We start from the raw sequence: 7517 nt of genomic DNA on the forward strand, positions 1-7517 counted from the left end.
GCTGCTTTTCGACCGCGCGCTCCGAACCGGCGTGTGTCGCTTCATGGACACGGCGCTGGAGATCCGCGAGCTTCCCCGCGGTCGTGTGAATGTCGATCTCTTCCGGCTCGGACATCGGGATGCGGCTCCCTGCCTGCTCAAAAGGGGGGACGGTTACTCATCCGTAGCGTAGTGGGGCGCCTACCAAACGGCAGTGCGGCGTACAACACACCTAGGGTGGCTTGCATGACGCCGCGAGATGCAGCAGATGCGAACAACAATCGTTGGTCCGACCTGGACCGTCCACCGCTGAACCCGGCGGGGCTGCGCAAGGCCCTGGTGCGGGACGGCGGCCAGGGGGGCCTGTACCGCGACATCGAGGTGGTGGACCGCACCGGCTCCACCAACTCCGATCTCGTGGCGCGGGCAGTCGCGGGGGACGCCGACGAGGGAGTGGTGCTGGTCGCCGAGGAGCAGACGGCGGGGCGGGGCCGGCTGGACCGGCAGTGGACGGCACCGCCGCGCTCGGGCCTGTTCTTCTCGGTACTGCTGAAGCCGGCCGAGGTGCCGGTGGCCCGCTGGGGCTGGCTGCCGCTGCTCACGGGCGTGGCGGTGGCGACGGGGCTGGCGAAGGCGGCGGGCGTCGACACGGCGCTCAAGTGGCCGAACGACCTGCTGGTCACCGTCGGTGACGAGGAGCGCAAGGCCGGGGGCATCCTCGCGGAGCGGGCCGACGAGGACGGTGTGGTGGTCGGCGTCGGCGTCAACGTCACGCTCCGGGCGGCGGAGCTGCCGGTGCCGCAGGCGGGGTCGCTGGCGCTGGCCGGGGCGGTGAGCACGGACCGGGAGACGCTGCTGAGGGCGGTCCTGCGGTCCCTGGAGGACTGGTACGGGCGCTGGCGCGCGGCAGGCGGCGATCCGGCCGCGAGCGGGCTCCAGGAGGCCTACGCGGCGGGGTGCGCGACGCTGGGCCGGTCGGTCCGGGCGGAGCTGCCCGGGGACCGGTCGCTGGTCGGGGAGGCGGTGGCGGTCGACGGCGACGGGAGGCTGGTGATCGCCACGGAGGCAGGGGTTCAGGAGCCGGTGGGGGCGGGGGACATCGTGCACCTGCGGCCGGCGTGAGGGTGGGTGCGGATGCGGATGCGGGTGCGGGTGGGCTGGGGCCGGGGGGTGGGGACGCTTACCGGCGCTGGCCGGGTGCCTCCCCCAGCCTTCGGCCGGGGGGACCCCCAGCGCCCACCCGTGCCGCCCTGCGGCACGCCTGCCCGCAGCTAGGTCGTGCCCTGTAAGGGGCGCGGGGCTGTATTTGATTTGCGGCTCCGCCGCGTGGGCGCGAGCAACCCCCACCCATCCGCACCCGGAACTCGACCCCTCACCACCCCGAAGTCGGCTTACCTCACGAAGTGAGCTACCGCACAGCTGCCGTAGAGTTGAGGCCGGTCGGTATGCGACCGCGGTAGATCGGAAGGGCAGCAGGCGTGACCGTCGACGACACGGGCTCCGGCGAGGGCGCGGACGCCGCCGACTCCGGCGAGGATCCCCTCGCGCTGCGTCTCGAAGGCCTGATCCTCGGGGCCGAGCGCCGCTACACCCCCTTCCAGGCGGCCCGCAGCGCAGGCGTCTCCATGGAGCTGGCGTCGAGGTTCTGGCGGGCGATGGGCTTCGCAGACATCGGGCAGGCCAAGGCGCTGACGGAGGCCGACGTACTGGCCCTGCGCCGGCTCGCCGGCCTCGTCGAGGCGGGACTGCTCAGCGAGGCCATGGCCGTGCAGGTGGCGCGGTCCACGGGGCAGACCACCGCCCGTCTGGCGGAGTGGCAGATGGATTCCTTCCTGGAGGGCCTGACCGAGCCCCCCGAGCCGGGCATGACCCGCACCGAGGTCACGTACCCGATCGTCGAACTGCTCCTGCCCGAGCTGGAGGAGTTCCTCGTCTACGTCTGGCGCCGCCAGCTCGCCGCCTCGGCGGGCCGGGTCGTCCAGGCCACCGACGACGAGGAGATGGTCGACCGCCGGCTCGCCGTCGGCTTCGCCGACCTCGTGGGGTTCACCCGGCTGACCCGGCGCATGGAGGAGGAGGAGCTCGGCGAGCTGGTCGAGGCGTTCGAGACCACCGCCGCCGACCTGGTGGCGGCCCGCGGCGGCCGGCTCATCAAGACCCTCGGCGACGAGGTCCTGTACGCCGCCGACGACGCCGGTATCGCCGCCGACATCGCGCTGCGCCTGGTCGAGACGATGGCGCACGACGAGACGATGCCGGAGCTGCGCGTCGGCATGGCCTTCGGCACGGTGACCACCCGAATGGGCGATGTCTTCGGTACGACCGTGAACCTCGCCTCCCGTCTCACCTCGATAGCGCCGCGCGACGCCGTCCTCGTCGACAGCGCGTTCGCGGAGGAGCTGATCCGGGTGGGGGAGGCACCGGCCTCGGAGGCGGCCGCCGCGGAGGAGGCGGCGACCGCCGAGAAGGAGGGCGAGGAGCCCCCGTCGTACCGCTTCGCGCTCCAGCCGATGTGGCAGCGCCCGGTGCGTGGCCTGGGGGTCGTGGAGCCGTGGCTGCTCACCCGGCGGGACGGCGCGGTCCCGTCCTCGTAGAAGTCCGGCGCTCGTGGGAAGTCCCATGGCCGACGGGAGCCCCTAGGGGCCGACGCACAGGCCGATGATCGGGACGCAGAGACCGGGGTGGGCGGGGTTCGAGGGCTGGGGCGTGGGCGCGGGCGTGGCGGGGGGTGTGGTTCGGGGCGGTGCCGGGTCCGGTCGCCGGGTGGCCGAGGGGGCCGGCGTGTTCGGGGCCTCGGGAATGGTGGTCGTGCCCGGGGTGGCCGGTGCGGTGGTCGGGAGCGTGGCCGACGGGGATACGAGGGTGGAGGTCGCCGTCGGTGTGGTGCTCGCCCCGCCCGCCGCCGAAGCAGGCGCGGAGCTCATCGGGGGGACGGCGGTAGCGGTGGCGGTGGCGAGCATGGCGCCGGCAGGGGTCGACCGGTCCGTCCCGGTGCCCGGATCCAGCCGGGGTTCGGCCTCGGCGGTGCCGGGGCCGCCCACGCCGGGATCGATGTTCATCCGGACGAGGCTCAGGGCCCCGGCGGCCAGCGCGATACCGCCCGCCACGAGCAGGACCCTGCGGGGGCGGGGGCGGCGGTGCCGGCCTCGGGGGCGGGGGGTGAAGAGGCGCGGGCCGGTCGGGTTGGCGTCCGTGGGCGGCCGGGCTGCGGGCGCCCGGTCGGTCGGCGCCGTCGGCCGCGCGGTGTCCGTGGCCGACGGCTTCGGTACCGGCTGTGCCGGCTCTGCGGCCGTGAGGTCGGTGTCTGGCGTCGGCTGCGTCGACGTCTCGGTCATCACGATCCCTCCCCGATGCGCTCGCGCCCCCGGTGCGCCGTGGCGAGCGCACGTTATGCGCTCCCGTGGGGCGTGCGCCGGGAGTCTCCCGGGATGTCACTCGAACGAGGGTGTCCGGCCTGGCCGGTGCCCCTTCCCCCGCCTCTGCCCCGGCTGCGATGATCGAGGGAGTTAACCGGCGTTAACTCGTTGGCGGGTCGAGCGGAGGATCACATGAGCGGGAGCGAGGAGCGGTACGGGGAGTTCGTGCTGGTGCGGCGGCACGGGCACGTCGCGGAGCTGGTGCTGGACCGGCCCAAGGCGATGAACGCGGTGTCGGTGGCGATGGCCCGCTCGATCGTCGCCGCGTGTGCCGCGCTCGGCGGCGACCGGGACGCGCGCGTGGTGGTGGTGACCTCGTCGCACGAGCGGGCGTTCTGCGTCGGCGCCGACCTCAAGGAGCGCAACGGGATGAGCGACGCGGAGCTGCTCCGGTCGCGGCCGCTGTCGCGCGGGGCGTACACCGGCGTGCTGGAGCTTCCGATGCCGACGATCGCCGCCGTGCACGGCTATGCGCTCGGCGGGGGCTTCGAGCTGGCCCTGTCCTGCGATGTGATCGTGGCCGACGGTACGGCCGTGGTGGGCCTGCCCGAGGTGTCGGTGGGCGTGATTCCGGGAGGCGGCGGCACACAGCTGCTGCCCCGCCGGGTCGGCGCGGCCCGCGCGGCCGAACTGGTCTTCTCGGCGCGCCGGGTGGAGGCGCCGGAGGCGCGTGAACTGGGCCTGGTCGACGAGCTGGTGGAGGCGGGGCGGGACCGGGAGGCCGCGCTGGCGCTGGCGGCCCGGATGGCGGCGAACTCGCCGGTGGGGCTGCGGGCGGCGAAGCGGGCGTTGCGGCTGGGCCATGGGCTGGACCTGCGGACGGGGCTCGAGGTGGAGGACGCGGCGTGGCGGACGGTGGCGTTCTCGGGGGACCGGGCGGAGGGCGTGGCGGCGTTCAACGAGAAGCGGTCACCGGAGTGGCCGGGGGAGTGAGGCGAGGGGGTGGGGGCGGGGGCTGGGGACGCTTACCGGCGCTGGCAGGGTGCCTCCCCCAGCCTTCGGCCGGGGGGACCCCCAGCGCCCACCCGTGCCGCCCTGCGGCACGCCTGCCCGCAGCTAAGAAGCTGAAGGGGGCGGCTGGGCAGCGCCCCGCAACACCTGTTCGCCGCACCAATGTCCCGAATGAGCCAATTAATCCCTAACCTGGAGTGATGGGTGAGGACAACCGGCTGGCCGCCGTCGTCGCGCTGGCGCAGGGCATGGCTGCGGCTCACACCCCACATGAGTGCTGGCACGCCGCCGCGGCCGGCGCCTGCCGCGCCCTGGACGGCAGCTTCGCCGCGCTCTCCGTCTGGGAGCGCGACCTGGGCCGGCTGCGGGTCCTCGTGAACGTCGGGGAGCGCGCCCCGGACGAGGAGGAGTTCCCGGAGGCCGAGGCCTATCCGGTGCACCAGTTCCCGGAGATCACCGAGTTCCTCCACGAACGCTGGGCGGGCGGTGGCGGCCCCAACGCCTGGGTCGAGACGGCCGAGGGCACCGCGGCCGGCCGCCCCGGTTACTCCCACCAGCGTGTCGCCGCCCTGCGCCGCCGGGGCCGCGGCTGCTGCCTGGTCGCCCCGATCGTGCTGCACGGCAGGGCCTGGGGCGAGCTGTACGTGGCCCGCGCCGCCCGCGCGCCCGTCTTCGACCGTGCCGACGCCGACTTCGCCACCGTCCTCGCCTCCGTCGCCGCCGCCGGGATCGCGCAGACCGAGCAACTGGAGGAGGCCCGCCGGCTCGCGTACACCGACGCGCTGACCGGGCTCGCCAACCGCCGTGCCGTCGACGTGCGCCTCGACGAGGCGATCGAGCAGCACCGCGTGGACGGGGCCGTGGTCAGCCTCGTCGTCTGTGACCTCAACGGGCTCAAGAAGGTGAACGACACCCGTGGGCACGCCGTCGGCGACCGTCTGCTCGAACGCTTCGGGTCGGTGCTGTCGCTGTGCGGGGCGATGCTCCCGGGCGCGCTCGCCGCGCGGCTCGGCGGGGACGAGTTCTGTCTGCTCGCGGTCGGCCCGTCGGCCGACGACGTGGTCAAGGCGGCCGACGAACTCTGCCGCCGGGCCGGGGAGTTGGAACTCGGCGAGGGGGTCGCGTGCGGGGTCGCCTCGACCGCGGACCCGATCGGGCCGGTGCGCTCGGCCCGCCGGCTGTTCCGGCTCGCCGACGCCGCCCAGTACCGGGCGAAGGCGCTGCGCGCGGACCGGCCGGTGGTGGCCGGGCGGGAGGGGCCGGACGATCCCGTCGTACGGCTGGCCGACGCGCCGCCGCCGGAGCGGGCCGAACGGCGGAGCTTCCGCGGGCGCCGGGGGCTGTGACGTACAAGTAAGGGGCAACCCCGTGCCCCAGTAGTGACAGCAGGCGCATTCACTGCGTACGCTCCTGAATATGGATATGCACACTGTGGTGGTGGGGACGTCCGGTGTCACCGCGTCCGACGTTCTCGCCGTGGCGCGCGGCGGCGCCCGGATCGAGCTCTCGGCCGAGGCGGTCGCGGCGCTCGCGGCGGCCCGCGAGATCGTGGACGCGCTGGCGGCCAAGCCGGAGCCGGTCTACGGCGTCAGCACCGGCTTCGGCGCCCTGGCGACCCGGCACATCAGCCCGGAGCTGCGGGCCCAGCTGCAGCGCAACATCGTCCGCTCGCACGCGGCAGGCATGGGACCGCGGGTGGAGCGCGAGGTCGTACGGGCCCTGATGTTCCTGCGGCTGAAGACCGTCTGCTCCGGACACACCGGTGTGCGTCCCGAGGTCGCCCAGACCATGGCCGACGTGCTGAACGCCGGCATCACCCCGGTCGTGCACGAGTACGGCTCCCTGGGCTGCTCCGGGGACCTGGCCCCGCTCTCGCACTGCGCCCTCACGCTCATGGGCGAGGGGGACGCCGAGGGCCCCGACGGGGTCGTCCGGCCCGCCGGCGAGCTGCTCGCCGAACACGGGATCGCCCCCGTCGAACTGCGCGAGAAGGAGGGGCTCGCCCTTCTCAACGGCACCGACGGCATGCTCGGCATGCTGGTGATGGCCCTCGCCGACCTGGACATGCTGTACAAGTCCGCCGATGTCACGGCCGCGTTGAGCCTTGAGGGGCTCCTCGGCACGGACAGGGTGCTCGCGCCCGAGCTGCACGCCATCCGGCCGCACCCGGGGCAGGGCGACAGCGCCGCCAACATGCTCGCCGTGCTCCAGGGCTCCCAGCTGACCGGGCATCACCAGGACGACGCGCCGCGCGTCCAGGACGCGTACTCGGTGCGGTGTGCTCCGCAGGTGGCCGGGGCCGGGCGGGACACGCTCGCGCACGCCCGGCTGGTCGCGGAGCGGGAGCTGGCGTCGGCCGTCGACAACCCCGTCGTCCTGCCCGACGGGCGGGTGGAGTCCAACGGCAACTTCCACGGGGCGCCGGTCGCCTACGTCCTCGACTTCCTCGCCATCGCGGTGGCCGACCTCGGGTCCATCGCCGAGCGGCGGACGGACCGGCTGCTGGACAAGAACCGCAGCCACGGGCTGCCGCCGTTCCTCGCGGACGACGCGGGCGTCGACTCGGGGCTGATGATCGCCCAGTACACGCAGGCGGCGCTGGTGAGCGAGCTGAAGCGGCTTGCCGTTCCGGCGTCGGCCGACTCGATCCCGTCCTCGGCGATGCAGGAGGACCACGTGTCGATGGGGTGGTCGGCGGCGCGCAAGCTGCGGACGGCCGTGGGCAATCTGACGCGGATCATCGCCGTCGAGCTGTACGCGGCCACCCGGGCCGTCGAGTTGCGGGAGGGGCTGGCGCCGGCACCGGCCTCGCAGGCGGTCATCGACGCGGTGCGCTCCGCGGGGGTACAGGGGCCTGGGCCCGACCGGTTCCTCGCGCCGGACCTGGCCGCGGCGGAGGAGTTCGTGCGGGGCGGGGGCGTGGTCGCGGCGGCGGAGAAGGTGACGGGGGCGTTGCGGTAGTCGTTTGGCCGCGGGTGGGTGGGGGCTGGTCGCGCAGTTCCCCGCGCCCCTTGGTTTCTCCCCGCGTCCTCTCTCAGAAGCGCGCGGCACGCGGCCCAAAGCTGCGCAGTTCCCCGCGCCCCAAAGGGGCGCGGGGAACAGCGCAATATACATAAGCTTTGGTGAATTGGCCGTTATAAACGACGGTGGCGCGGTGTAAGTCATAACGGC

Annotated in this window: 6 protein-coding genes; 5 read left to right on the forward strand and 1 reads right to left on the reverse strand. The window is 74.1% G+C overall.

The window, feature by feature from the left end; all coding sequences use genetic code 11:
* Positions 1-225 precede the first annotated feature (225 nt).
* Positions 226-1101, forward strand: coding sequence for a biotin--[acetyl-CoA-carboxylase] ligase (locus ABZ887_RS50645; RefSeq protein ID WP_361306435.1), 876 nt, complete (start codon positions 226-228; stop codon positions 1099-1101).
* Positions 1102-1457: 356 nt separating this feature from the next.
* Positions 1458-2573, forward strand: a complete 1116-nt coding sequence (locus ABZ887_RS50650) for an adenylate/guanylate cyclase domain-containing protein (protein ID WP_361306437.1) — start codon at positions 1458-1460, stop codon at positions 2571-2573.
* Positions 2574-2615: 42 nt separating this feature from the next.
* Here the strand turns inward: ABZ887_RS50650 and ABZ887_RS50655 are convergent, their stop codons facing one another.
* A complete protein-coding gene (locus ABZ887_RS50655; RefSeq protein WP_361306439.1) occupies positions 2616-3314 on the reverse strand; it encodes a hypothetical protein in 699 nt (232 codons plus the stop codon).
* Positions 3315-3527: 213 nt separating this feature from the next.
* Here ABZ887_RS50655 and ABZ887_RS50660 point away from each other — a divergent pair, with 213 nt between their 5' ends.
* The 3 genes from ABZ887_RS50660 (at position 3528) to hutH (ending at position 7307) form a co-directional block, all read left to right on the forward strand.
* Entirely contained in the window at positions 3528-4328 is an 801-nt protein-coding gene (locus tag ABZ887_RS50660; protein WP_361306441.1) for an enoyl-CoA hydratase-related protein, read from the forward strand.
* Between the two features lie 218 nt (positions 4329-4546).
* On the forward strand, positions 4547-5692 hold the full coding sequence (locus tag ABZ887_RS50665) for a sensor domain-containing diguanylate cyclase (protein ID WP_361306443.1): 1146 nt from the start codon (positions 4547-4549) through the stop codon (positions 5690-5692).
* A 76-nt stretch (positions 5693-5768) separates the two neighbouring features.
* Complete coding sequence (gene hutH, locus ABZ887_RS50670; protein WP_361306445.1) at positions 5769-7307, forward strand: histidine ammonia-lyase; 1539 nt, start codon at positions 5769-5771, stop codon at positions 7305-7307.
* The last annotated feature ends 210 nt before the right edge of the window (positions 7308-7517 follow it).

It is taken from the genome of Streptomyces sp. NPDC047061 (genome assembly GCF_040643955.1).
Taxonomy (GTDB): domain Bacteria; phylum Actinomycetota; class Actinomycetes; order Streptomycetales; family Streptomycetaceae; genus Streptomyces.

Bases quoted from the DNA above. Each gene is read 5' to 3' on its own strand.
- ABZ887_RS50665 (WP_361306443.1), top strand. From the start codon at position 4,547: ATGGGTGAGGACAACCGGCTGGCCGCCGTCGTCGCGCTGGCGCAGGGC.
- ABZ887_RS50645 (WP_361306435.1), top strand. From the start codon at position 226: ATGACGCCGCGAGATGCAGCAGATGCGAACAACAATCGTTGGTCCGAC.
- ABZ887_RS50655 (WP_361306439.1), bottom strand. From the start codon at position 3,314: ATGACCGAGACGTCGACGCAGCCGACGCCAGACACCGACCTCACGGCC.
- ABZ887_RS50660 (WP_361306441.1), top strand. From the start codon at position 3,528: ATGAGCGGGAGCGAGGAGCGGTACGGGGAGTTCGTGCTGGTGCGGCGG.
- hutH (WP_361306445.1), top strand. From the start codon at position 5,769: ATGCACACTGTGGTGGTGGGGACGTCCGGTGTCACCGCGTCCGACGTT.